This is a genomic window from Planktothrix serta PCC 8927, assembly GCF_900010725.2.
GTDB classification, from domain to species: Bacteria; Cyanobacteriota; Cyanobacteriia; order Cyanobacteriales; family Microcoleaceae; genus Planktothrix; species Planktothrix serta.
This window is the reverse complement of the sequence record NZ_LR734839.1, coordinates 81598-105084: the sequence shown is the minus strand read 5'-3', so window position 1 is coordinate 105084 and position 23487 is coordinate 81598. Positions and strand designations below refer to the sequence as shown.

The following is a 23487-nucleotide window of genomic DNA, read 5'->3' as shown; positions in this document are numbered from 1 at the left end:
AGATTCAATCAATCAGGAGCAGTCAACTTATGTCACTCTTAAATCTAGTCTTAAATTTGGATCGAGATTTTACCACTGTTCAGGATATTACAACGGAAATTCATCATTATTTAAGAACTCCCGCCTCTATTATTGCTTCCTCATCTTATTTGCTTCAAATTGCTCTGACCGGAGACAAAAAAGTTGCGAAGTCCCCCTTAGAATATGCCATCTTGATTCAAGATGCGGCTCAATGCTTGGAGGCTAATTGTTATCGGGTCATTGAGAAGATTAATCAAGCTCCTTCTAATAGTCTGGCGATTAATCGGATTCGCTTATATTTAGATAAAATGCTCTGTTTTTGTCAAATAATTTTAGACAATGTAGAGACGATTTCTCATTCCCAGGGCTACTATGAAATCAGTTTTGTCGCGGAAAAATCAGAACTTATTAATTTAGTAGAGGGTTTAAATCAATGGGCGATGCAGATGACGGATGTGTTAAGTTCTGAGCGATTTAATGATTATGTTCAACAGTTTGCTCAGGGTTTGTTAATGCAGTCTTGCTACAATAGTTTTGGGGAGTATCAATCTGCATGATCATAGCAACTTCTAATTTTTATCAGATTAAAAAGGACATGATTAACACCATGTCCTTAAAAATTATATTAATATTAAACTAGGTTAACCGCCAGCAACCGCCGGAACAATACTGACTTCATCGCCATCTTTCAGTTCTGTTTTTGTTCCTTCTAAGAAGCGAATATCTTCACTATTAACATAGAAATTCAAAAATTTACGAGGTTTTCCCACATCATCACAGAGACTTTTTTTAATCCCTGGACAATTGGCTTCTAAGGATTCAATTAATTCAGAAACATTAGACCCTTCACACTCAAGCGTAGCTTGATTATTGGTAAATTTTTGCAGGGGTGTGGGAATTAAAACTTTAACAGCCATAATGTTCAACAAAACGATAAATTAACAATCTGGGATGAGTAGAAACGTTATCGAGAACGTCTCTACTGTTAGAATATTCGGGGTTAATTTCAGGTTTGACAACTGGAAATTTAAACTAATACTTGTTGCCATTCCAGACGGTCTAAGGTGCGAGCGCGTTCAATGGCTCGTTCAAAACTTTCTAATTTCGGTTCAATGGTTAAGGGTTCACCGACATCCCCTTGCACGGCTTCTTGGGTTTTCAAGCCATTGCCCGTGATATAAACAACGGTGGTTTCTTCAGGATCAATTTTACCCGCTTCTACCAATTTTTTCAAGACTGCGATGGTGGTTCCGCCTGCGGTTTCTGTGAAAATTCCTTCAGTTTCGGCTAATAATTTCATCCCTTGAATCACTTCTTCATCGTTGACGCATTCAATATTTCCGTTGGTTTTATTGGCTAATTCAACAGCATAAATTCCATCAGCAGGATTTCCAATCGCAATGGATTTAGCAATGGTATTGGGTTTAACCGGAGTAATAAAATCTCGTCCTTCTTTAAACGCAGAAGCAACGGGAGAACAACCTTCGGCTTGAGCCCCACTGAAACGCACGGCTTTATCTTCGACTAAACCGACTTCAACAAATTCTCGGAAGCCTTTATGAATCTTGGTGAACAGAGAACCGGAAGCAATGGGGGCGACAATATGGTCGGGTAATTTCCAACCCAATTGTTCAATCACTTCATAACCTAGGGTTTTTGAGCCTTCGGAATAGTAGGGACGCAGGTTAATATTTACAAATCCCCAACCATGAGTATTGGCGACTTCCGAACACAGGCGGTTAACTTGATCGTAATTGCCTTTAACGGCCATTAAAATCGGGTTATAGATTAAGGTTCCTAAGATTTTACCCGCTTCTAAGTCCGCCGGGACGAACACACAACAGTCCAGACCTGCTCTAGCAGCAATGGCGGCGGTGGAGTTGGCCAAATTTCCGGTACTGGCGCAGGAAACGGTCGAAAATCCTAATTCTCTAGCGCGACTCAGAGCAACGGACACCACCCGATCTTTGAAGCTCAGGGTGGGCATATTTACAGCATCGTTTTTAATATAAAGATTTTTTAAACCCAGGCGACGGGCTAACCGTTCTGACTTGATGAGGGGGGTCATTCCGGTGCCAACATCAATTACATTCTCAGTAGCGACCGGGAGGAATTTGCGATAACGCCAGATGGAGTTAGGGCCAGCTTCAATCGTAGCGCGAGTTACGGTTTGGCGGATCAGGTCATAGTTGTATTGAACTTCCAACGGGCCAAAACACACTTCACAAACGTGCTTGGCTTCGGGGGCGTATTCTTCGCCACACTCTTTACATTTAAGTTTGTCAAAGGTAGCCCCGGTTAAGCTGAAGTTGTTCGTTGTTGCCTGAGTCATGACCTATCCTCCACTGAAAATCCGATACTGGAATGTTGAGAATAAGGTATCACAGCTTAAAAATTGTCGTCAACCATACCCGACTTTTTTTGTCGGGATTAAAACGGAGTTAAATTGTCCAAGGTTGAGGATTCACCGCTCCGTTTCCTGAATCCCTCTGTAGATTTAATGGGACTCCGGTGATTTATTAACCCAAGGGGTATATAGTATTGTAAAACTGCACTCAACTTAGAGTTAAATCAAGAGGTAATTAAACAAGAGTTGAAAGAAAAAAGCAGTCCCAAATGCTTTACAGCTATGGGATAGAGGGTGTTGTAGTTCACCCCGTCAGGCTAACACCTGCAAAGTCAGACCTGAGATATTTGTCTAGGGTTTTTCTAACTATTCAACTACTGAGAGAACTCAATTTACCTAAAATCTAAAGATGCTAGCGTAAAATACCATCTGAGAAATGTTGGCTGAGGAGTATCGGTAAAAAACAATTCTTGATATGATATCGCGTGTTATTGGTGTGGTGTGGTGTGATAAGGAGTGATCGATGCCGAGTTCTGTTGATTTCACTGGCAGGCCATTTCACTTCATTGGGATTGGTGGGATTGGAATGTCAGCCCTCGCCTACATCCTAGCGAAGCGAAAGCTACCCATTTATGGCTCTGATATTCAGCGCAGCCATATTACTCAACGCTTACAAGCTTTAGGGGCGCAAATTTTTTGCCGTCAAGAGGCGAGTAATTTTGAGTATGTTAGACAGTCCCTGGATGCGGAGAATACAGAACTGAAGCTATCAGTTTCTGATCATGTCGTCAAAGCGGGACATAAGGCTTCGGTTGTTCATAATGGACAGAAGACTCAGGCGATAGAATTGCCTCAAGTTATTTGTTCAACGGCTATTCATTCGGGGAACTTAGAGTATCAAGCGGCTAAGGAGTTAGGTTGTCCGATTTTTCATCGTTCAGATTTACTAGCGGCTCTGATTCAGGATTACCAAAGTATTGCTGTCGCGGGAACCCATGGAAAAACAACCACGAGCAGCATGATTGCGTTCATGGCGCTCTTTGCGGGTCTTGACCCCACGATTTTAGTTGGGGGAGAAGTTAACGCCTGGGAAGGGAATGCTCGCATGGGTCAGGGGCCTTATATGGTGGCGGAAGCGGATGAATCCGATGGCTCTCTGGTGAAAATTACGGCTGAAATTGGTGTAATTACCAATATTGAGTTAGATCATCCCGATCACTATGAAAGCCTAGAACAAGTAATCAACACGTTCAAAGTGTTTGAAACCAACTGTAAAACTTTAGTGGGGTGCATCGATTGTGCAACGGTACGAGAGCAAATTCAACCCCAGATCACCTACAGTTTGAACCCAGACTCAGGAGCCGATTATCAAGCGCGGGAGATTGAATATCGAGCCAATGGAATTTATGCTCACATTTGGGAACGGGGCAATTTCCTCGGAGAGTTGGAGTTACAGTTGTTAGGGCAGCATAATCTCAGTAATGCCTTAGCTGCGATCGCGGTAGGACGACAGTTAGGTTTGGAGTTTTCCGTCATAGCCCGATCATTAGCGCTCTTTGAAGGGGCGAAACGTCGTTTCGAGCATCGAGGTTGTTACAACGACATCCTATTTGTGGACGATTACGCCCATCATCCCAGTGAAATTCGCGCTACCCTCGCCGCCGCCCGCCATCGTCTGCTTGATAGTGCCTTGAATACTCAACCTCGCCTTCAGCGTATTGTTGCTATCTTTCAACCCCATCGCTATAGTCGAACTCATGCCTTTTTACAAGATTTTGCTCAGTGTTTCAGTGATGCGGATGTTGTTATCCTGACTGAAGTTTATAGTGCTGGGGAACCGAATCTTTGGCAAATTGAAGGACAAAATGTAGCAGACTTGATTGCCCATTACCATCCTCAAGTGTTATATCAGCCTTCTATGGATGCCATTAAGATGAGTTTGGCTCAACTCTTGCAACCGGGTGATTTAGCTTTATTTCTCGGTGCTGGCAACCTGAATAAAATCATTCCAGAGGTAATGGCATTTTATCAGACTTCCCCGGAGACGGGTGGGATTGAGCCTTGGCGCCAAACTGCTTAATGGATTGAGTTGATATTCAATTGATAATTGATAATTGATAATTGATAATTATTAATTGTTAATTGTTAATTGTTAATTATTATATCGGTGATTTACATCCAAGTTCTAAGGTATTCATTTCGATATGGTCATGACACTTTCTTATGACTCTCCCGGTCAAACGAACTGCGATTCCGAGCGCTGCATAGCCTTACCGGAAACAGACTGTTTGATTCAATCTTTAGTTCCTTTAACCACCATGACGTCTTTTCGGGTCGGCGGGCCAGCCGAGTGGTATGTCGCGCCTCAAGGGGTAGAACAACTTCAAGAAACGCTCTTATGGGCCAATACTAAGGGTTTACCGATTACCCTACTGGGTGCGGGATCAAATTTATTGATTAGCGACCGAGGATTGTCAGGGTTAGTGATTGCGACTCGCCATTTACGCCATGCTGAGTTTGAGATGGAAACGGGGTTACTAACGGCGGGTGCTGGAAGTTCTCTTCCTCGTCTAGCTTGGAAAGCGGCTCGTTTGGGATGGCGAGGTTTAGAATGGGCGGTGGGAATACCCGGAAGTATTGGGGGTGCGGTGGTGATGAATGCGGGGGCACACAAATCCTGTACCGCATCCATGTTAGTTAATACTCATGTTGTATCGAGATCTGGGGGTTTACAGGTTTTAACTCCTGAAGATTTGGCTTATCGGTATCGCACTTCGATTTTACAAGGGAGCGATCGCTTTGTGACCCAAGCTACTTTCCAGTTAGAACCGGGTCATGATCCTAAACAAGTTCTTGCTGATACGGCGGCTCATTTTAATCAACGTCGCAATAGTCAACCCTATCATCTTCCCAGTTGTGGCAGTGTTTTCCGCAACCCTGGCCCTCAAGCGGCGGGCTGGCTGATTGAACAAACGGGTTTAAAAGGTTACAGTATCGGTCAAGCTCAGGTTGCAGAACGCCATGCCAATTTTATTCTCAATTGTGGCGGTGCAACAGCAAACGATATCTTTTCGTTAATTCGTCATATTCAAGAACAGGTTGAACGGCGTTGGTCGTTTTTATTAGAACCGGAGGTTAAAATTATGGGTGAGTTCCAAGTTTGTTAATTTTCATCTTTGTTCCTAAATGGGGAGTGATCTCTTCCCCTAGGATGCAGTTGATGAGTCCAAAAAATGCTACTATTGCTTACTTGATCTACTGTTTACTTTAGTCAATCTTCAAGGCGTTCTCGGCGCGACATGAACAAACTATGACACAAGAAAAAGGATTTGGTTTTGGTCTGGGCAAAATGAAAGAACTGGCTGAAGCGTTTAAAAAAGCGCAGCAAGTTCAAGAAGGAGCTAAACAGCTTCAGGAAGACCTGGATAAGTTGGAAATTCCTGGGGAAGCTGGAGGAGGCTTAGTTAAGGTTTACTTGAGTGGAAACCAAGAACCCCGTCGGGTTGAAATTTCACCGGATGTTTTGGGCGAAGGTGCTGAGGTGATCTCTGATCTGGTTCTCGTCGCTATGCAAGACGCTTATACAAACTCCACTAATACTATGCGGGAACGGATGGAAGAACTCACAGGTGGCTTAAATATACCGGGATTAGGTTAGAGCGCGAAGGACGAAAAATAGAGGACTCAGGAGGAGAAGACGCCGAGAAGATTGCGAAATCTGCCTTCTGATTCAACCCCAAACCCGAAAGGTGGGATTTCTACGGCTTCTGACTCCTCATTTTTAATTTAATACTAATTTTTTAACTAAATTCTTCACTTATGCCTTACAAACTGCTATTTGTTTGCCTTGGCAATATTTGCCGTTCTCCGTCGGCGGAAAATATTATGAATCATTTAATTGATCAGGCAAATTTGAGCGATCGCATTATTTGCGACTCCGCCGGAACCTCAAGTTATCATATTGGTAGTTCCCCCGATCGACGCATGACCCAAGCAGCAAATCAACGGGGAATTAAAATGACCGGAAAAGCCCGTCAATTTAAACGAGATGATTTTGAACAATTTGATTTAATCTTAGCAATGGATCAAGAGAATTATCAAAATATTCTCTATCTTGATCCTTCTGGAAAATATCGTCACAAAGTTAAATTAATGTGTGAATTTTGCCGTCATCACACCCTAAAAGAGGTTCCTGATCCCTATTATGGGGGAACTGAAGGATTTAATCAGGTGATTGATTTATTATTAGATTCTTGTGCTGGATTGTTAGAGTTTATTATTCAAGAACAAGGATTAGAAACAGTAGCCCAAAATTAAAGAAACTCCTATCATTAAACCATTGTTTTTGCTAAGGCGGGTAATGGCAAACCCGGAGGATAAATTCCTTCTTCTTTAATCCGCCGAATACTGGTTTCTGGAATCGGAACTTTGAGATAATTCGCCACCGATCGTACCACATCCCCCCGATCAATCATACCTGCAACGGCTCCCGCCGGAGATAATACAGTAATTCGAGGGAGTTCTTTCTCTTCCATGGCATTAATCACTTCAACTAGGGAAGCTTTTTCTAATACCGTCATCAGTTCATTCAGAGGTTGAACAATTTGATTTAAGGTTTGACTCTCCCATTGACTTCGTTCAATTATTCGTAACGCATCTACAGACACTAACCCTCGATAACGACCATCGGAGGCGGCAAAATACACCGGAATTGTTTCAACTCCAATTAAATATTCATCCGCAAATTGACGTAAGCTTAAATCCCCATCAACAACTCGAAATTCACGGGTCATTGTATCCCCGGCTTTAATATTAATTAAAGCTTCTTGTAGATCCGTGAGACGATTATAAGAACCTGCATTTTGTAAGACAAACCACCCGATTAAAGCAATCCATAACCCACCATAACTTTTAGCTAAAAGAACCGCCGATAAGCCCAAGGAAATAGCTAAAATTCCTAAAAATTGACCTGTTTTTGCCGCCCAACGTACTCCCGTCAACCGATTTCCTGTGACTTTCCACACGGCTGCTTTGAGAACTTGTCCCCCATCTAGGGGTAATCCGGGAATTAAATTAAACACCCCTAACACTAAATTAATTCTCGCTAATTCACTCGCCAAGGAATAAATTAAACTCGAACTCGGTAAGATTTGTGCCAGGATATTGAGAATAAAAAATAAGCTAAAACTCACTAGAGGGCCAGCGATCGCCACTTGAAACGCTTGACCCGGTGTTTTAGATTCTTGGTCAATAGAAGCAACTCCCCCAAACAGAAATAGAGTAATCGAATTGACTCGAATTCCTTGGGACTGAGCGACTAAACTATGGCCAAGTTCATGTAACAACACTGAAGCAAATAACAACAATGCGATCGCTAACCCCGCGATCCAAGATAAAGTCGGCCCCCATTGAGAATAGTCTTGGCGATTGGCGACTGTAAACAGTAAAACAATCACAAACCAAGAAGAATCAACAAAGAGTGGAATTCCAAATAACGATCCAATCCGCCAACCTGCCTGCATGAGATGCTTTTGACTCCGTTTGTTTCAGTCTGTTTGATTGGGTCGGTTAAACCTCCCCTTCTAACAGTGTATCAAGAACTGTTAGCCCCTGGAGGCATCGTTAATAAAGGGAATCGCGCCAGCTGTGAAAATTTAGCCCGCGCTCAATTCGCCAGGGCAGGTTAGAAGGTTGAATCGAGAATAACAGAGGAAATTCTAGGGGGTTAAAATTTCCTGATTCTTTTCAACTTTAGCGTCAGAGTTGCCTTACAAAACGCCCGCATTACCTAATGCTAAAACCACCCCAGCCCCTAAAATATGTCCAAAGCTGGCGGTTGCCAATAATTCAGGAACACCGAAACCCGTAAACATCCGAGGTAAACCGGGTAAACCTGGCCCTTTGCCCCGATTTTCTTTAGAAATGGCATAGAAACCGATGAAAATTGCTAACAAGTTACAGACAATCATCACAATTCCCACCCCAGGAGACCAACTGACGGTGGTGGGAACATTGTTTTGTATCGACATCAGTAATGAAGTGTAAATCAAGTTTCTATCTCCTTATGAATCTACAAATTTGTTAATTTTCAGCAATTGACTGTATCCTCTTGTAATCCTTCGCCTTGGAAAAATGACAGTCAATAACCCCAAGCATTATAGAAATCCGATTGTAAAAACTCTCAATTTGTTGAAAAAATTAATATTTATCCCTTCCTCCGGTGTTCCCTGTTCCCTGTTCCCTGTTCCCTGCTATAATGTAAAATTTTGATACGAATTGCCGCCGGGAATCAGACCCTAAACTCAACAGGAAAAGGATAAATGCGAATTAAAATTTGTGGAATTACCCAACCGGATCAAGGTTGTGCGATCGCTCAACTTGGGGCCACAATGTTAGGATTTATCTGTGTCCCGGCTTCCCCTCGTTATGTCACCTCTGAACAAATTCGCAGAATTTTACAGGATTTACCGATTTCTATACAAACGATTGGTGTTTTTGCCAATGCCAGTTTAGATCAAATTTATCAAACTGTTATTGAAACGGGGTTAACGGGTGTACAACTGCATGGTCATGAATCTCCCGATTTTTGCGATCGCCTACGTCAACTACTTCCTGAGATAGAATTGATCAAAGCCTTACGGATTAAATCTCCAGCTACTTTAGTCCAAACCCAAGACTATTTTAACCAGGTTGATGTCCTGTTATTAGATGCTTATCACCCTCAACAATTGGGGGGTACAGGTCAAACCTTAGACTGGCAAAGTTTACAACAATTTAATCCCCCCTGTTCTTGGTTTCTCGCTGGAGGATTAACACCTAATAATATTCAGGAAGCCTTACAACAGTTAAAACCTGATGGAATTGACCTGTCTAGTGGTGTTGAACGTTCTCCGGGTGATAAAGATTTAGCCAAAGTTCGTCTATTATTTCAAGTTATAGCAGGGAACAGGGAACAGGGAACAGGGAACAGGGAACAGGGAAAATAATGTTATTTCTATTCCCTATTTCTAATTAAGCTATTTCTAATTAAACTATTCCCGATTCCCAATTCCCAATTCTTATTAATAATATGAACACCCCAGTTATTGCTCCCTTGAATTCTTCCAGTTTTCAATTAATTCCTGACCCCGACGGTTTCCCCCGATTATTAGCAAGTGATACCTCAGAATATATTAGTTTATTTCAAGGAGAACTTACTAACTATCCCGATGGACTTTGGAGTTTAGCCGGAGACGATCAAATTATAGGAAGTATTGATAATGAAAATATCTTTTCCAATCAAGGACAAGACAGTGTTTATGGCGGCGAAGGGAATGATCAAGTCTTTGGAGGTCAACAAAATGATCAAATTTTTGGAGAAGCCGGAGAGGACTTTCTCCGAGGAGATATCGACAATGATTTAATCGATGGTGGAAGCGGAAACGATCAATTATACGGAGGAAAAGGAAACGATCAGATATTCGGTCAAGCCGGAGAAGATCTGCTATCGGGAGACTTAGGAATTGATACCTTAACCGGAGGTGAAGGGAGCGATATTTTTATCCTCAGAACCGACGAAACCAACTCCAATTTACAGCAAGTTGATGTTATTACAGACTTTGAATGGTTTAGCCAAAATGATAAAATAGCATTAACCGATGGGCTAACCAATACCGATTTAAACTATCAACAACTCATCGATTATGAAGGCGATGGTTTAGTCAACGATACCGTAATTACCCTGGTTCAAACTCAAGCAATTTTAGCTATAGTTTTAAACGTTGATGACTTTGCCCTTGATGGAGTCTTCCTCGCCAGTAACTCCCTGAATCAATTTTGAACTTACGCCTGATCCCTTTCCTCACACCCCAAAATTGATTCCCTCACTCCTCCTCTAATCCAACTTCTGGAGACTCCCTCTGCCAATTTTCCATAACTGATTTAAGAGAATTCCGAGGAATATAGGGCCAACCGCCTTTAGATTCAATCTCTCGTAATAAATGATAGAGTTGCTGACGATTATCCGGTAAAGATTGTTGAAATAGACTATCTCGAATATCTTGGTGTAGCTGTTCTAAAAGCCTAAGTACAGCCAAAAGCTCCAGACTATTTCCTTCAACAGTCTTCGCTAATGTCCAAACCTCCTCAGCTAGAGATTGAAGCTGAATCAACAGAGCTTGTGAATCAAATTGAGTTTGACTGTCCATAATTGCGAGCCCTCATTGGCGGACACCCCGTTAGCGAGGGCGATTGGTAAATTAACTTAAGTAGTTTAACTGATCGTTGAGGAATTTGTACTTGTAGTAAAAAAAAGAGTCACAAGCCGTGTAAAATCTCTATTGGGTTATCTTTAAACTACCCAATAGATCCCTGATTCAACTTGACCAAACCTGTTGAAGCCATAATCCTCATGTCCTTAGACGGAGGAGTTTTAGAACGCACCCCTAGAAGTGTTCCCCTTTGTGGCTAGGTCGCCGACAACGATTTCAACGCCACAATTCGTAATTTCACATATCAATTTAGGATATTGAGGTTGACAATGAGATATCGCGCTTTGGTTGCTGCACTATTAGCAATCTGTTTGACAGTAATCACAGCTTGTTCTGATGCCCCACAGGCTAAAGAAAGCAAGTTGCTGACCTATGATGATATTAGAAATACAGGATTAGCTGTAAACTGTCCAACCCTACCAGAAACAGCACGGGGTTCTATTCCCATTGATCCTAAAGAGTCTTACACCCTCAGTGGTTTGTGTCTGCAACCCACTAACTATTTTGTTAAAGAAGAACCCACCAATAAGCGCAAAGAAGCCGAATTTGTTCCGGGTCGTCTGTTAACCCGTTTCACTTACAGCTTAGATCAAATTAGTGGAAACCTTCTGATTGGTTCCGACGGCTCACTGACTTTTAAAGAAAAAGATGGATTTGACTTCCAACCCATTACCCTTTTATTACCCGGTGGCGAAGAAGTTCCTTTCCTGTTCACCATTAAAGGCTTAGTCGCCAGTTCCCAAGGCGGAGTCTCTAGTATTAACACCTCTCTTGATTTCAGTGGGGATTTTAACGTCCCCTCCTATCGAGGCGCTAACTTCTTAGACCCCAAAGCTCGTGGGGTGGCTGCTGGCTATGATAATGCTGTTGCTTTACCTGCAACCGCCGATGAAAAAAACTTAACCAGTGCTAATGTCAAATTAGCCGACACCAAAGCCAAAGCCGGTCATATTTCCTTACAAGTCTCTAAAATCGACGGCGAAACTGGAGAAATTGCTGGAATTTTTGAAAGTGAACAGCCTTCTGATGACGACTTAGGAGCCAAAGAATCCTTAGATATTAAAGTTCGGGGTGTATTCTATGGTCGGATTGAATCAGCTTCCTAAGCTAACCTATCCATAAATTGACCTCTGAATCAGAGATTTTGATGCAGGAAGAATGGGGGATTGACAGTTACCTGTCTCCAGTTTATTGTTCACCGTAACTCTAAATCGATTGACGGTTAACTGCTGAGGGGTAACGGTTTAACCCTCAACCTTCCTACACTCAAATTAAATACACCGCTTTATTGTCAATTTCTTCAACGTTATTTTTACCTAGTAGCATTATATAATTCCCAGTTTTAGAAAATAATAGATCAATTCTTATAAAGATCTTGTGTATACCCTACAAGTAGAGCTAAAATAGTATATTGTTGCCCTTAATCTGTATAAATTGATTCAAGCTTGGCTTTCAGGCAATTACCCAAAAGTCCTCGTTTAGTGCATAGCCTCGACCTCACATTGACTATTGCATCTAGGTTTAGAGTTTTGCCTCCCCCAGGCATTACCCCCCTAACCTCACCTCCCATGTTAAGCCGAGTGTGGTCAAGATTGATACTGAACTAATTAGCCAGCCCTACCAACGCAGGATCTTGTCATGCCTACTCAAGTCATCAACTATCCCAGAAGTGAAAGTTTAGAACTGTTGCGCCAGTATCAACAGTGTCCTTCCAAAGATATCCGCAACCGGATTGTTCAATTAAATATTGGCTTAGTGCGTAAGGAGGTACACCATTGGGTGAACCAGTGTACCGAAAGTTATGAAGATTTACTTCAGGTCGGGTGCATCGGCTTGATTCGTGCGATTGAAAGATTTGACCTCTCTAAAGGCCATGCCTTTAGTTCCTTTGCTATTCCCTATATTCGGGGTGAAATTCAACACTATTTAAGAGACAAAAGCCCATGTGTTCGAGTTCCCCGTCAATGGTTGGCTTTAGAACGACAATCATTGAAAGTGATTCAACAACTCCATTTGCAACTCAAACGCCATCCTACGGATACAGAAGTAGCCGAAGCATTAGGAATTTCCGTCAACGAATGGAACGAAGTCAAACTAGCCTGTCGTAATCGTTCTTTACTCAGTTTAGATGCTCCCATTCAAGATGACGAAGATGGGACAACCTGTTTAGGGGAATTAGTCCCCGATAGCCGTTATCGTAGTTTTCAGTTAGCCCAAGAAGATCAAATTCGGTTACAGCAAGCTTTAGCCAAATTAGAAGACGGAACTCGAAAAGTCTTGGAATTTGTATTCCTCTATGATTTAACCCAAAAAGAAACCGCAGAACGTTTAGGAATTAGTTCGGTCACAGTTTCTCGTCGGGTGAAAAAAGGCTTAAGTTCCTTACAAAAAATGATGGCGGGTGGGGAGTAGCTGAGTTCCGATCCCTAAAATCCCAGAACGACTAAAATAAAGACAACATAATTTTAATTTGGGCGTTAATTTTAAAAGGAACTGGGCTGTGGATTTAATTCAAGATCGGTTACTCACAACGATAGCAACCTACCGAAATCAGGTCGATTACCTGGAAATTCGGTTACAACAAAGTGAATCAACGGCTATTACCTATCGAGGTTCCCAACTGGATGCCGTGAATCGTAATTTTTCCCTCGCAGGTGGAATTCGGGCTTGTCATCGAGGAGGGTGGAGTTTCGTGACGTTTAATGGTTGGGATGAATTAAACAACCGCATTGAAGAAGCGATTTCTCAAGCTCATTTAGTTGGGGAAGAAACCACTCAACTCGCTACGAGTGAAGCGATTCAAGATTGGGTGAAAGTCGAATTGAAACGTGATCCCAGAGGAGTTTCACTCTCAGAAAAACGTCAACTGATTGAAAATTATAACCAATTGCTGTTAGATTTTGACCCGCGAATTCAAACAACGGCTGTTAGTTATAGCGATCAATTTGGGATTACCTATTTTGTGAATTCCCTAGGAAGTTGTATTATTCAAGAACGTTTGGATGTGAATGGACGGTTTGGGGCGATCGCCAGAGGAAACGGAGGCATTATTCGTCAGGGGTTTGAATCTGTTGCCTCTCGCTGCGATTATAACGTGCTTGTAGGAATTGAAGATCGGGTGCAAAGTGCAGCAGCAAGGGCAATTCGGCAGTTAGAAGCCCAACCCGTTAAAGGGGGTCAATATACCGTCGTTTTAGATCCCTATTTAGCCGGGGTGTTTATTCATGAAGCCTTTGGTCATTTATCAGAAGCCGATTTTGTCTATGAAAATCCCCGAATGCAGGAGTTATTGCAATTGGGGAAATTGATGGGAATTGAACAATTAACGGTGGTCGATGATGCTACAATTCCAGACCTACCGGGTTCAATTCGCTATGATGATGAGGGAGTTCCGGCCCAACGCAAATATTTAATTAAAAATGGCATCCTCACCCAACGGTTGCACAACTTAGAAACGGCTGGAAAAATGCAGGAAACGCCCACGGGAAATGCTAGGGCTTTGAGTGCGACCTATCCTCCCATTGTGCGAATGACGAATACGGCCATTGAAGCGGGCGATCGCACCTTTGAAGAAATGATTAGCGATATTGAAGAAGGGGTTTATGCTGTCCGAATGTTGGGAGGACAGACCAATGGCGAAATGTTTACCTTTGCCGCCGCCGAAGGATATATGATCCGCAATGGTAAAATTGCTGAACCCGTCAGCGATGTGACCCTGAGTGGAAATGTGTTTCAAACCCTCAAAGATATTGAAGCCATTGGTAATGATTTACTTTACACCAATGGGGGCTGTGGTAAAGGGGGACAAATGCCCTTACCCGTCAGTGTTGGGGGGCCCCATGTCCGCATGAAAAATGTAGTGGTGGGGGGCCGTTAATTTAAACTCAAGCAGTCGCCAGAACAATGTTTGACACCTAGACAGAGAAGTTTTTTCTTCTCTTTCTCTTTCTCTTTCTGTTCCCTGTTCCCTGTTCCCTGTTCCCTGCTATAACCAAAAAGCCTGGTGATCTGATTCAACCAGGCTTTAGAGAAAGTTTTGATCATATATTCTACTAGGACTAAGGTTAACACAAACAGGTATCACCACCTCCTAGCCGAATGTAGGTATTGTTGGGATTTGATAACTTTTATATCTGGCGCATTTCGGCTTCAAGAGCACGGATCAGATTTTCATCCCCATTGGCTCTAGCGACTTCCAAGCGATGTTCTAATCTTTTTTGGATGTTAGCCCGATGGACATCAGAGAGTTTAACGGAGTTTCTGCGTAAATTTTGGTTCAGCATGGACTTTCTTTTATAATCTTTTGTGCTTACCTTCCTATTATATCCCCCCTAGGGTTAAAAATACATGACATTGGGGCAAAATCTTAAAATTTTGTAACGTAAGCTACAGATTTATTCAGAAAGTCTGTATCGAGTATTTATACTTAGGGTTTTGGGTGATCCTTCTGAAAAGCATCTCGTAGTGAGTCCTGAAGGACTCTTAGCCCAAAATCTCGTAGTGAGTCCTTCAGGACTCTTAGCCCTTTAGGGCTTACTACAAAATCTAGTAGTGAGTCCTTCAGGACTCTTAGCCCTTTAGGGCTTACTACGTTTTTTGAGTTGGGGCGATCGCAGGATCAATGATTCAGGTCTGTGATATATTGTCTAACCACAGCAGGTAAACAGTAGAGATGGTCTTGCTTTTCTAGCCAACACCGTCTCAATAGAGATTGTAGGGCGTTGAGTAAATCTGAGGAAGGAATTTGTCCTCTGATCAAAAGTTGGGCTAAGTTAACAGGCTCCTCATCCTGAACTAATTCTAATAGAACTTGTTTTTCCAGAGGAGATAAACGATTAAATTGCTGTTGTAAATTATCCTTTAAACTTTGGGGTAAAAAAATAGTATTATTTTCGATAATTTTTTGAATAACATTTTCGAGGTCTAGGATAGAATTGACTATTATATTTAACCATAAGGGATTGCCTTGATATTGATGAATTATATTGATTAATTTCTCATCATCTCCCACTTCTTGATCTCGAAAAAACTCTGCTATAGTTGTTGTTTCTAATCCTCTAAGGGTTAGGGTTTTAAATTTAGGATTTGAGCTTCTGATTTCAGTTAATTCTATGGGTTGTTCCCAACCAATGAGCAGAAAACAACTCTGATGAGATAATTCTTCTATCTGTTTGAATAAATAGCGAAATTCTTCATATTTTGATTGATATTGACCTGCTAGTTGATTACTAAAAAACAGGTTGTGAAGATTATCAATAACAACTAAACAGCGATGCTTCTGTAAATATTTAATAGGTTTGAAACGCTTTCCATTTTTGGCGATTAATTCACTATCTGTATTTGGGTCAAATAACTCTATTAATTCGGCTTTAAATTCAGTAAAACTTGAGGAATTATCTAAATTGTACCAAAGAATATATTCAAAATTATGTTGGATTTCTTGTATGAGTTTTACGGTCAATTTCGTTTTGCCAATACCACTGATACCAGTAATAGTAATCAAGCGACAACGTTCTTGTAAAATCCAGGTTTTTAGGGTTTCGAGTTCGGAAGTGCGATCGTAAAAAACACCTAATTCTGGCATTTCACTTAATTCGTGATTTTCGGTTTGTGGTTGTTGATAATCTGAATTTGAGTTAGGTATATCTGGGGGTTGTCTTGTTTTTTCACAAAAGTTAATGTTCCTAATCTGTACAGATTCTTGTGCAATATTTGATGAGAATAGGGAATTTGATGAAAATAGGGAGACTTGTAACCTCTGCATTGATGATCTTAAATTTGATTTATTAACTTCTTCTCCTAATGATTCTGAAAAAATATGCCATAACTTTGACCCAATATCTCTAACATAGCTTTCGTTGCAATGAAAGTCTTCTGCTATTTTCTCATAAGTCTCTCCTTGTATAGTTCCCCATACAACTTTTTCCTGTAAGTCACTAAGGTGCTGACCTGTTTTAGCAAATACCAAATCATCAGCCAGTTTTAACATTTCGTCCAGAGTCATACCCTATCGTAGATGTGATGATTCATCCTATTATACTCAACATTTTCCAACAATTGCCAACATTTTCCAACATTTTTTTTAAAATTAACATAAAAAAAGACAACAAAATAGCTTACAAAATCATACTTTATAACAATAGACAGACTCTAATTCTATAGAATATTATAATAACAAGACTAACAAAAAACAGTTTTTGAGGGAATAAAAACATGAAAAATAAAAGCCAAAAAATATTCCTGATTATATTAGGGATAAGCTCGATATTCGTGATGAAATCATCTCTAGCAGCACCACTGGGTTCGGATAGAGGATATGTAGAGCTTCCTAACTGGATGGCTGATGTAAATGCAGATGGAAAACCAGATTTTTGCCGTTTTGTTGGTAACGAAGGAAAAGTTTTCTTATCTTGTCAGTTAGCAACTAATGATGGTTTTCATCCTAATCAGTTTACGTTTAATACTATAGCAGGAGTTGACAAAGGATATAATGATATGCCGAGATGGATGGAAGATGTCAATGGAGATGGAAGGGCTGATTTTTGTCGGTGGGTCGGTAATCAGCCGAACATTTATGAGTCCTGTCTATTAGCTGGTCAGAGAGGTTTTCCTGGAACCGAATTTCGTCTTAATAGATAATAATTGATAGGAATATTCAGTTGGATTAAATCAACCCAACCTAAAAATAATATTCAAGTGCGATCGCTTTTTATTTTCAAAGGCGATCGCAACTTCATCAGAATTTACAGAGAAATCGGGTTTCTGAACAACAAATCTTGTTTAAGTCGATAAATAACGGTCAGAAACCGGGTTTCTTAGGCTAAACGGAACTAGGGTTATGATATAATTAATGATATTTGACTTATTAGTCAGTTATGCTGCGAGAAAAGCTTAAACAGGAATTAGACAAACTCAATGAAGATCAACTGAAGGAGATTGCTAATTTCATCAGTTTGATTGAATCTCAATCTGGTCAAGTGACATCATCTTTTGTTCCATTTTGGCAAAAAGCAACACCAACAGAGCGGGCTAAAGAGTTCCGTGATTGGATTTCTCAACTCCCTACAACAAGTGTGAGCTTGCCTGATGAAGCCTTTAGCCGTGAGTGCATTTACGAAGAATGATTAGATATCTGCTAGATACCAATGTTATCTTGCGTTTTTGTAACCCTTCAGATGTACAACATGATCTCGCCACAGAAGCAATATCTTATTTACTAAACCAAGGAGATGAATGTTTTCTGACAGGGCAAGTATTGATTGAACTTTGGGTTGTTGCCACAAGACCAGTTGAAGTAAATGGCTTAGGATGGACTACAGAAAAAACGAGGCAAATAATAGATGAACTTCTCAATCGTTTCCCATTACTAGAAGAATCCCCACAGATTTTTTTCACTTGGTTAGATTTGGTCACAACTAATCAAGTCATGGGTAAACGGACTCACGATGCCCGTCTTATGGCTGTCGTGCTTGCCAATAATATTACACATATTCTAACCTTCAATTCCAGTGATTTTGCAGTCAAGTCAATGATTACTGTGATATGTCCACAGCAATTAGTGACCCTTAAAAATTTGGAGCTATAACTATAACTTGATTTTTCGGATTTCCTAACTAATTAGTATTTTTATATTTTAACCGACGTTCCAAATTGCTTGCAAAATAATATTAATGGCTATGATTCTCGGATAGAAACGCCCCTTGTAGAGACATTGTAAACAACGTCCCTACAATCTTAATATTAACTAATCAGGGATACGGGCAAAGAAATTCCTAACTGTTTTATAAAACGATCCAGATAAAAATGTTCCTTCATGAGTTGATTAACCGATTCAACTTTGATTGGTTCATGGAGGCGCACTTGACCAAAAGCCCGATCAATAATTTCTACAGTTGCTAACGTGTCAAGATCAACAGATAAAACCGGAACTTCTAAATCTTCAGCCCGACTTAATACCATTGGAGCCGGAGGAAGTTGACCTGTGAGAATTAAACAGTGGGTGGATTTTTCCAAAGCCGCCAGTTGAATATCCGTGCGATCGCCCCCGGTAACAACAGCCATATTTCTAGATTTATCAAAATACTTCATGGCGGAGCTAACATTCATCGCACCGACACTCAGACTTTCTACCATTAAATCTAGGCGTTCTTTACAGCAAAGCACCTGTGCTTTTAACTGTTTAACTAATTGTTTAACCGTCACACTGCGGAGGATAGGATTTCTGGGTAAAACTCCAAAAACTGGAATTCCTTGTGCTTCCAAAAACGGTTGGATTTCAGTGGTTGTAATTTCTAATTTTTCTGGAGGAACATCATTAATAACAATTCCTAATAAGCGATCGCCTAAACGTTGTTGAGCGGACAATAAATCATCCAAAGCCAAATGAGAATGTAAACGCACCACCAACAATACAGACGCATCCAATTGCTCGGCAATTTGAGGCACAGATAAATCAAATAACAGCCCCTCTTGTAACGTTCTTGGCCCTTCGAGTAAGATCAGATCAGCAGATGCTTGGTATTGATAGGAGGTAAAAGATTGACGAGAGTTCACCCAATTTTTCCCGACCAAACGCTGATGAATGGTGGTTTCATCCAGGGTCAAAATAGGGAATCGCAGTTGCTCGTCAGATAATTGTAACGTTTGAGCGACGAACTGAAGGTCAGCATCCAACGTTCCATCTCCATCGCTTAAATCAGTTGCCAAAGGCTTACCATAAGCAACCTCTAAACCTTTGTTCCCAAGCAGATGAGCCAGACCTAATGCAATTGCTGATTTACCTGTGTAAGGCTCTGTTGACCCGATTAATAAATACTTGACGGATTCAGCCACGCAATTTACTCCTCAATTTGATCGGATTGGATTCAACAAATGATGACATTTTCCTCTCTTCTGGCTAAACCCTGAAAATATTAGCGGGATCAGCCTTTTTAAAGGAAATTGAGACAGTTGAACAATAGCTTTTCTATTGTAGAGTGAATTCTTAACCGCTTTCGGTAAACTTTTTAGCTTTTAATGCTGCATTGAGTTGACATTGGGGTGAACAGAACAGGGGGAGTAGCTCTATTATGGGGAAACACACCTGAGACAGGTAAACGCAACGGTAACAACAGAGTTTTCCCCCAAAGCCGAGAAACAACGAAGATTAATGATCCAAATGTAATAGCCGTTTGTAGAACTCCTGAGAAAAATCAATAGTACGAGTCCGACTAAAATTTTGCAGAACTTCAATTAAATATTTAATAAACTCATGGTTACACAGGATCACCTCATAACTAAGATCAGCATTGCCATCAAATTGAACCCGACAACGAGTTAAATCGGCAGGTAAAGACGATACATTCCAAGTTGCCACAAAAGGAATGCCGTCACCCCCATCAATATTGCGAGCGCCTTCTAAACTTTTTTCCTTATAAAGGCTAATCGAATAGGGTAAATATTTGCGCTTCTTCTCATCATAATAGGGAATATAGACTCCTATCTCCCGTTTTTCGGCAGGTTTGAGTTGAGTTAGAGCCACTGTGGCATCAGTCATAGATTTTCAAGTTCGGTGCAAAGTGTGTTCATCAATCCTAATTTAGCCGAGATCCTCGCCTAACGGATACAATGCTGATGATCAGATCTGAACAGTTAATCCGCCCCAAACCGTTAACAAGTGTCACAATATTGGATACTAGAAGCAGATTGGGTCAACACCCGGCACTGAAGTGACGGGGCTTCATGCCTCTAACTTTAGTTAGTTCGTACCCGCCTAAGTCTTAACTGACTATGTTTTTTGAGTCAAGACACCCTGTTGGATGCGTAGCTAGTCCCTGGCTCTGTCGTTAGTAGTTAAACAGTTTTACGAGGGGTAAGACTGATGCTCCTAGCCTAACAAGCTCTTAAAACCTTATTGAAGCTAACCTTACCCTAGAAATAGGAGTTAGGAGGGTCATCATACCCTCCTCCCTGAAAAGGGAAATATAAAGCCTAACTAGGTGGACGGGGTTTCTACCTATTTTTTCTGATGAATATTGAGGGTTAAATCAGATTATCTATGCCAAAACAGTCTTGGCCCGAAAAGGATGCTGACCGCTTATGCAACAGTGACATAAAAGCGCTAACCAGTGATCAAAACTATCCTGATCAATCTCCAACTTGGAAATCTCAACGAAATCAGCCGGACAGTGGGGTCGGTGGGACTGGATCATCAATGGTTTATCCCTCGGTTGCTAAAACCTCGCAACAATCTGACACAAGTTCCGGCCAAAAGGAGCCAACTTTCGAGGTTTTCCCCAATTGGTATCAAGGTCGAAGACAGAAAGCAGCTGTTTCCCTAACCTTAATTTGGGGCGGAATTATTACCCTACATTTTGTTTCTTGGGGGATGGGATTTATCCTGGGTTTAACAGGTTTATTGTCAATTCATGCCCTAAGAATTTTTTGGGCTAAAACCCGATCCCCAGGGGAAATTTTAGCGGAACATCCCCAACAAAATTGGCCCTATGTTTCGTTATTAGTAGCGGCTAAAAATGAAGAAGCGGTAATTGGTCGTCTGGTTAAAAATCTCTGTAGTTTGGATTATCCCAGTCATTGTTATGAACTCTGGGTTGTTGACGATAATAGTAGTGATCAAACCGCTATTGTTCTGGAAAAACTCACCCAAGATTATCCCCAACTGAAAATATTACGGCGCTCGGCTCTGATGAGTGGGGGAAAATCAGGGGCCTTAAATCAAGTCTTACCCTTAACTCAAGGGGAAATTCTAGGGGTGTTTGATGCCGATGCTCAAATCGCACCGGATATGCTACGCCATGTCGTTCCCCGATTCAATGTCGAACAGGTGGGGGCTGTCCAAGTCCGAAAAGCGATCGCCAATGCCTCAGAAAATTTTTGGACTCGTTCTCAAGCCGCCGAGATGGCTTTAGATGCCTATTTTCAAGAACAACGGATTTCCATTGGTGGCGTTGGCGAACTGCGGGGAAACGGCCAGTTTGTCCGACGAGAAGCACTCTTAAGTTGTGGGGGCTGGAATGAAGAAACGATTACCGATGATTTAGATTTAACAATTCGGCTGCATTTAGATCAATGGGACATTGAATGTTTGTCTTTTCCCCCCGTAAATGAGGAGGGAGTCACCCAGTTTAAAGCCCTTTGGCATCAACGCAATCGTTGGGCGGAAGGGGGCTATCAACGCTATTTAGACTATTGGCAGTTGATTGTTCGTAATCGCATGGGAACCCCAAAAACCATCGATTTACTGAGTTTTTGGATTACCCAATATATCTTACCGACGGCGGCGGTTCCTGATTTGGTACTATCGTTAATTCAACGCCGTTTACCCTTAACAACCCCCTTAACCTGTTTTACCCTGACGCTTTCTTTATTGGGAATGTTTCTAGGATTACGGCGTATTCGCCAAACTCAACCGATGAGGGTAAAGGTTAACACTCAACCCAATCAAAGCCGGGAATTGTCCCCATCTGAGTCAACAACTGCATCGGGGAAATCCACAGGATTCCGATTTCCAAACCAGTTAACCCTCTGGATTGATACACTACGCGGTACAGTGTATATGCTTCACTGGTTATTGGTGGTGGGAAGTACAACGGCTCGGATTTCAATTCGTCCCAAACGACTGAAGTGGGTTAAGACTGTTCATCAAGGAACCCTAACCACTGAATGAGGAATTGTGCATGGATTTGCTAGAGTATCAAGCTAAAACGTTATTTCGTGAAATGGGGATTCCGGTTTTACCCTCACAACGGATTGATCAGTCTCAAGATTTGAAGGGTTTGAAAATTCCCTATCCGGTGGTGCTGAAATCCCAAGTCCGTGCGGGAGGACGGGGGAAAGCCGGAGGAATTCGATTTGTGGAAAATACGATTGATGCGGTCGCCGCCGCCCAAATGATTTTTCATTTACCGATCCGGGGTGAATGTCCCCAAGTTCTATTAGCAGAGGCTAAATATGATGCGGATCGGGAATTATACTTAGCTGTTACCCTTGATCCGGGGTCACGCCGTCCGGTGTTATTGGGATCGCAACAGGGAGGGGTGAATGTGGAAGCCACCCTATCAACCATTCAGCAAGAGATTGTCGATCAGGATTTTTCCCCTTTTTATGCTCGACGGTTAATCCTCAAAATGGGGTTACAGGGGGATTTAATTCTGGCGGTGAGTGCGATTGTTGAGAAAATGTATCGTCTATTTGTGGAGAAAGATTTAGATCTCGTGGAAATTAATCCTTTGGGGATTAGTCCCACGGGGGAGGTGATGGCATTGGATGGCAAAGTGATTGCTAATAGTGGAGCGTTGGGACGCCATGAAGACTTAATTCTTCTCCTTAAAGCTCAACCCAACTATCATTCGGTTTCTTTACCGATGATTGCTGATGAATTGTTTCATCCCCAACTCAATTTAGTGGAATTAAACGGTAATATTGGGATTTTGTGTAATGGTGCTGGTTTAACTATGGCAACCTTAGATTTAGTTATCCAATCATCGGGCAAACCGGCAAATTTCTTAAATTTGGGCGGGGCGGATCATTATGAAATTACGGAGGATTTTCGCCAACGTTTGTATCAAGGAATTGATTTAATGACCCAATCAAAATCCGTCAAGGTGGTTGTTGCTAATCTCTGGGTTCAACCTACAATTCGTCTGCCATTATTAGGAGAAATTGCTGGGTATTTGAAACGAAAATCTCGAACCAGTAACTTACCTCAATTTGTTCTGCGGTTAGCGGGAATTCAACCCGAATCCTGTCGGTTAGAGTTTGCTGATTTACCTGTAAGTTTATTTGATCGCTTAGATTTAGCTGTTGTTGCGGCTGTTAATTTAGCCAAATAGTCTGTTTTTCTCCCTTGTAAAATTTCCCCAGATTGGATGA

Annotated in this window: 24 protein-coding genes; 15 read left to right on the top strand and 9 right to left on the bottom strand. The window is 41.5% G+C overall.

What is annotated here, in order from left to right; genetic code table 11:
* Positions 1 to 29 precede the first annotated feature (29 nt).
* On the top strand, positions 30 to 578 hold the full coding sequence (locus PL8927_RS04900) for a hypothetical protein (protein ID WP_083618201.1): 549 nt from the start codon (positions 30 to 32) through the stop codon (positions 576 to 578).
* Between the two features lie 84 nt (positions 579 to 662).
* On the opposite strand, the gene PL8927_RS04895 is transcribed toward PL8927_RS04900, so the two are convergent.
* Together PL8927_RS04895 and thrC are read right to left on the bottom strand one after the other, a co-directional pair.
* Complete coding sequence (locus PL8927_RS04895) at positions 663 to 938, bottom strand: MoaD/ThiS family protein (RefSeq protein WP_083618199.1); 276 nt, start codon at positions 936 to 938, stop codon at positions 663 to 665.
* Between the two features lie 110 nt (positions 939 to 1048).
* Complete coding sequence (thrC, locus tag PL8927_RS04890; protein WP_083618197.1) at positions 1049 to 2353, bottom strand: threonine synthase; 1305 nt, start codon at positions 2351 to 2353, stop codon at positions 1049 to 1051.
* A 538-nt stretch (positions 2354 to 2891) separates the two neighbouring features.
* Here thrC and murC point away from each other — a divergent pair.
* The 4 genes from murC (at position 2892) to PL8927_RS04870 (ending at position 6685) form a co-directional block, all read left to right on the top strand.
* On the top strand, positions 2892 to 4448 hold the full coding sequence (murC, locus tag PL8927_RS04885; protein WP_083618196.1) for a UDP-N-acetylmuramate--L-alanine ligase: 1557 nt from the start codon (positions 2892 to 2894) through the stop codon (positions 4446 to 4448).
* A 124-nt stretch (positions 4449 to 4572) separates the two neighbouring features.
* Positions 4573 to 5535, top strand: coding sequence for a UDP-N-acetylmuramate dehydrogenase (gene murB, locus PL8927_RS04880; RefSeq protein WP_083618194.1), 963 nt, complete (start codon positions 4573 to 4575; stop codon positions 5533 to 5535).
* 143 nt (positions 5536 to 5678) lie between these two features.
* Positions 5679 to 6026, top strand: a complete 348-nt coding sequence (locus PL8927_RS04875; protein WP_083618193.1) for a YbaB/EbfC family nucleoid-associated protein — start codon at positions 5679 to 5681, stop codon at positions 6024 to 6026.
* 161 nt (positions 6027 to 6187) lie between these two features.
* Positions 6188 to 6685 carry a low molecular weight protein-tyrosine-phosphatase gene (locus tag PL8927_RS04870; protein ID WP_083618192.1) on the top strand — a complete coding sequence of 166 codons (498 nt, stop codon included), beginning with the start codon at positions 6188 to 6190 and terminating at the stop codon, positions 6683 to 6685.
* Between the two features lie 14 nt (positions 6686 to 6699).
* On the opposite strand, the gene PL8927_RS04865 is transcribed toward PL8927_RS04870, so the two are convergent.
* Both PL8927_RS04865 and psaK read right to left on the bottom strand, forming a co-directional pair.
* Positions 6700 to 7890 carry a site-2 protease family protein gene (locus PL8927_RS04865; protein ID WP_083618190.1) on the bottom strand — a complete coding sequence of 397 codons (1191 nt, stop codon included), beginning with the start codon at positions 7888 to 7890 and terminating at the stop codon, positions 6700 to 6702.
* A gap of 246 nt (positions 7891 to 8136) precedes the next feature.
* Positions 8137 to 8397 (bottom strand): photosystem I reaction center subunit PsaK, encoded by a 261-nt coding sequence (gene psaK, locus PL8927_RS04860; protein ID WP_407947370.1) that lies wholly within the window; start codon positions 8395 to 8397, stop codon positions 8137 to 8139.
* 291 nt (positions 8398 to 8688) lie between these two features.
* Here psaK and PL8927_RS04855 point away from each other — a divergent pair, with 291 nt between their 5' ends.
* Positions 8689 to 9354: a phosphoribosylanthranilate isomerase gene (locus PL8927_RS04855; RefSeq protein WP_083618186.1), complete on the top strand. Its 666-nt coding sequence runs from the start codon at positions 8689 to 8691 to the stop codon at positions 9352 to 9354.
* 83 nt (positions 9355 to 9437) lie between these two features.
* Positions 9438 to 10187: a calcium-binding protein gene (locus tag PL8927_RS04850; protein ID WP_083618184.1), complete on the top strand. Its 750-nt coding sequence runs from the start codon at positions 9438 to 9440 to the stop codon at positions 10185 to 10187.
* Positions 10188 to 10230: 43 nt separating this feature from the next.
* Here PL8927_RS04850 and PL8927_RS04845 read toward each other — a convergent pair whose 3' ends face one another.
* Positions 10231 to 10554 carry a hypothetical protein gene (locus PL8927_RS04845; protein ID WP_083618182.1) on the bottom strand — a complete coding sequence of 108 codons (324 nt, stop codon included), beginning with the start codon at positions 10552 to 10554 and terminating at the stop codon, positions 10231 to 10233.
* A gap of 332 nt (positions 10555 to 10886) precedes the next feature.
* Here PL8927_RS04845 and psbO point away from each other — a divergent pair, with 332 nt between their 5' ends.
* The 3 genes from psbO to PL8927_RS04830 all read left to right on the top strand — a co-directional run bounded on the left by psbO (position 10887) and on the right by PL8927_RS04830 (position 14494).
* On the top strand, positions 10887 to 11723 hold the full coding sequence (gene psbO / locus PL8927_RS04840) for a photosystem II manganese-stabilizing polypeptide (protein WP_083618180.1): 837 nt from the start codon (positions 10887 to 10889) through the stop codon (positions 11721 to 11723).
* A gap of 532 nt (positions 11724 to 12255) precedes the next feature.
* On the top strand, positions 12256 to 13029 hold the full coding sequence (locus PL8927_RS04835) for an RNA polymerase sigma factor SigF (protein ID WP_083618177.1): 774 nt from the start codon (positions 12256 to 12258) through the stop codon (positions 13027 to 13029).
* A 97-nt stretch (positions 13030 to 13126) separates the two neighbouring features.
* Positions 13127 to 14494 (top strand): TldD/PmbA family protein, encoded by a 1368-nt coding sequence (locus PL8927_RS04830; RefSeq protein ID WP_083618225.1) that lies wholly within the window; start codon positions 13127 to 13129, stop codon positions 14492 to 14494.
* Between the two features lie 250 nt (positions 14495 to 14744).
* Here the strand turns inward: PL8927_RS04830 and pirA are convergent, their stop codons facing one another.
* Positions 14745 to 14900, bottom strand: a complete 156-nt coding sequence (gene pirA, locus PL8927_RS04825) for an arginine synthesis PII-interacting regulator PirA (RefSeq protein WP_156093097.1) — start codon at positions 14898 to 14900, stop codon at positions 14745 to 14747.
* A gap of 335 nt (positions 14901 to 15235) precedes the next feature.
* The gene (locus PL8927_RS04820; protein WP_197047321.1) at positions 15236 to 16621 is read right to left on the bottom strand and encodes an AAA family ATPase; all 1386 of its coding nucleotides are present in this window, start codon (positions 16619 to 16621) and stop codon (positions 15236 to 15238) included.
* A 209-nt stretch (positions 16622 to 16830) separates the two neighbouring features.
* Between PL8927_RS04820 and PL8927_RS04815 the strand changes: the two genes are divergently transcribed.
* From PL8927_RS04815 to PL8927_RS04805, 3 genes are all read left to right on the top strand, one after another.
* Positions 16831 to 17256 carry an FG-GAP repeat domain-containing protein gene (locus PL8927_RS04815; protein WP_083618172.1) on the top strand — a complete coding sequence of 142 codons (426 nt, stop codon included), beginning with the start codon at positions 16831 to 16833 and terminating at the stop codon, positions 17254 to 17256.
* A 236-nt stretch (positions 17257 to 17492) separates the two neighbouring features.
* On the top strand, positions 17493 to 17741 hold the full coding sequence (locus tag PL8927_RS04810) for a hypothetical protein (protein WP_083618169.1): 249 nt from the start codon (positions 17493 to 17495) through the stop codon (positions 17739 to 17741).
* Positions 17738 to 18202 carry a type II toxin-antitoxin system VapC family toxin gene (locus PL8927_RS04805; RefSeq protein WP_083618167.1) on the top strand — a complete coding sequence of 155 codons (465 nt, stop codon included), beginning with the start codon at positions 17738 to 17740 and terminating at the stop codon, positions 18200 to 18202. The genes PL8927_RS04810 and PL8927_RS04805 overlap by 4 nt, the downstream gene beginning before the upstream one ends.
* Before the next feature lie 155 nt (positions 18203 to 18357).
* Here the strand turns inward: PL8927_RS04805 and PL8927_RS04800 are convergent, their stop codons facing one another.
* Positions 18358 to 19449, bottom strand: a complete 1092-nt coding sequence (locus tag PL8927_RS04800) for a phosphotransacetylase family protein (RefSeq protein ID WP_083618165.1) — start codon at positions 19447 to 19449, stop codon at positions 18358 to 18360.
* A 313-nt stretch (positions 19450 to 19762) separates the two neighbouring features.
* Positions 19763 to 20152, bottom strand: a complete 390-nt coding sequence (ebsA, locus tag PL8927_RS04795) for a type IV pilus biogenesis protein EbsA (RefSeq protein ID WP_197047320.1) — start codon at positions 20150 to 20152, stop codon at positions 19763 to 19765.
* A gap of 501 nt (positions 20153 to 20653) precedes the next feature.
* Here ebsA and PL8927_RS04790 point away from each other — a divergent pair.
* Both PL8927_RS04790 and PL8927_RS04785 read left to right on the top strand, forming a co-directional pair.
* Positions 20654 to 22282 (top strand): glycosyltransferase, encoded by a 1629-nt coding sequence (locus tag PL8927_RS04790; protein WP_156093096.1) that lies wholly within the window; start codon positions 20654 to 20656, stop codon positions 22280 to 22282.
* A 10-nt stretch (positions 22283 to 22292) separates the two neighbouring features.
* Positions 22293 to 23447: an ATP-grasp domain-containing protein gene (locus tag PL8927_RS04785; protein ID WP_083618162.1), complete on the top strand. Its 1155-nt coding sequence runs from the start codon at positions 22293 to 22295 to the stop codon at positions 23445 to 23447.
* Positions 23448 to 23487 lie beyond the last annotated feature (40 nt).

What these genes read in the sequence shown, in the direction of transcription:
- PL8927_RS04900 (WP_083618201.1), top strand. Translation starts at nt 30, where the DNA reads ATGTCACTCTTAAATCTAGTCTTAAATTTGGATCGAGATTTTACCACT.
- PL8927_RS04895 (WP_083618199.1), bottom strand. Translation starts at nt 938, where the DNA reads ATGGCTGTTAAAGTTTTAATTCCCACACCCCTGCAAAAATTTACCAAT.
- thrC (WP_083618197.1), bottom strand. Translation starts at nt 2,353, where the DNA reads ATGACTCAGGCAACAACGAACAACTTCAGCTTAACCGGGGCTACCTTT.
- murC (WP_083618196.1), top strand. Translation starts at nt 2,892, where the DNA reads ATGCCGAGTTCTGTTGATTTCACTGGCAGGCCATTTCACTTCATTGGG.
- murB (WP_083618194.1), top strand. Translation starts at nt 4,573, where the DNA reads ATGGTCATGACACTTTCTTATGACTCTCCCGGTCAAACGAACTGCGAT.
- PL8927_RS04875 (WP_083618193.1), top strand. Translation starts at nt 5,679, where the DNA reads ATGACACAAGAAAAAGGATTTGGTTTTGGTCTGGGCAAAATGAAAGAA.
- PL8927_RS04870 (WP_083618192.1), top strand. Translation starts at nt 6,188, where the DNA reads ATGCCTTACAAACTGCTATTTGTTTGCCTTGGCAATATTTGCCGTTCT.
- PL8927_RS04865 (WP_083618190.1), bottom strand. Translation starts at nt 7,890, where the DNA reads ATGCAGGCAGGTTGGCGGATTGGATCGTTATTTGGAATTCCACTCTTT.
- psaK (WP_407947370.1), bottom strand. Translation starts at nt 8,397, where the DNA reads ATGTCGATACAAAACAATGTTCCCACCACCGTCAGTTGGTCTCCTGGG.
- PL8927_RS04855 (WP_083618186.1), top strand. Translation starts at nt 8,689, where the DNA reads ATGCGAATTAAAATTTGTGGAATTACCCAACCGGATCAAGGTTGTGCG.
- PL8927_RS04850 (WP_083618184.1), top strand. Translation starts at nt 9,438, where the DNA reads ATGAACACCCCAGTTATTGCTCCCTTGAATTCTTCCAGTTTTCAATTA.
- PL8927_RS04845 (WP_083618182.1), bottom strand. Translation starts at nt 10,554, where the DNA reads ATGGACAGTCAAACTCAATTTGATTCACAAGCTCTGTTGATTCAGCTT.
- psbO (WP_083618180.1), top strand. Translation starts at nt 10,887, where the DNA reads ATGAGATATCGCGCTTTGGTTGCTGCACTATTAGCAATCTGTTTGACA.
- PL8927_RS04835 (WP_083618177.1), top strand. Translation starts at nt 12,256, where the DNA reads ATGCCTACTCAAGTCATCAACTATCCCAGAAGTGAAAGTTTAGAACTG.
- pirA (WP_156093097.1), bottom strand. Translation starts at nt 14,900, where the DNA reads ATGCTGAACCAAAATTTACGCAGAAACTCCGTTAAACTCTCTGATGTC.
- PL8927_RS04820 (WP_197047321.1), bottom strand. Translation starts at nt 16,621, where the DNA reads ATGACTCTGGACGAAATGTTAAAACTGGCTGATGATTTGGTATTTGCT.
- PL8927_RS04815 (WP_083618172.1), top strand. Translation starts at nt 16,831, where the DNA reads ATGAAAAATAAAAGCCAAAAAATATTCCTGATTATATTAGGGATAAGC.
- PL8927_RS04810 (WP_083618169.1), top strand. Translation starts at nt 17,493, where the DNA reads ATGCTGCGAGAAAAGCTTAAACAGGAATTAGACAAACTCAATGAAGAT.
- PL8927_RS04805 (WP_083618167.1), top strand. Translation starts at nt 17,738, where the DNA reads ATGATTAGATATCTGCTAGATACCAATGTTATCTTGCGTTTTTGTAAC.
- ebsA (WP_197047320.1), bottom strand. Translation starts at nt 20,152, where the DNA reads ATGACTGATGCCACAGTGGCTCTAACTCAACTCAAACCTGCCGAAAAA.
- PL8927_RS04790 (WP_156093096.1), top strand. Translation starts at nt 20,654, where the DNA reads ATGCCAAAACAGTCTTGGCCCGAAAAGGATGCTGACCGCTTATGCAAC.
- PL8927_RS04785 (WP_083618162.1), top strand. Translation starts at nt 22,293, where the DNA reads ATGGATTTGCTAGAGTATCAAGCTAAAACGTTATTTCGTGAAATGGGG.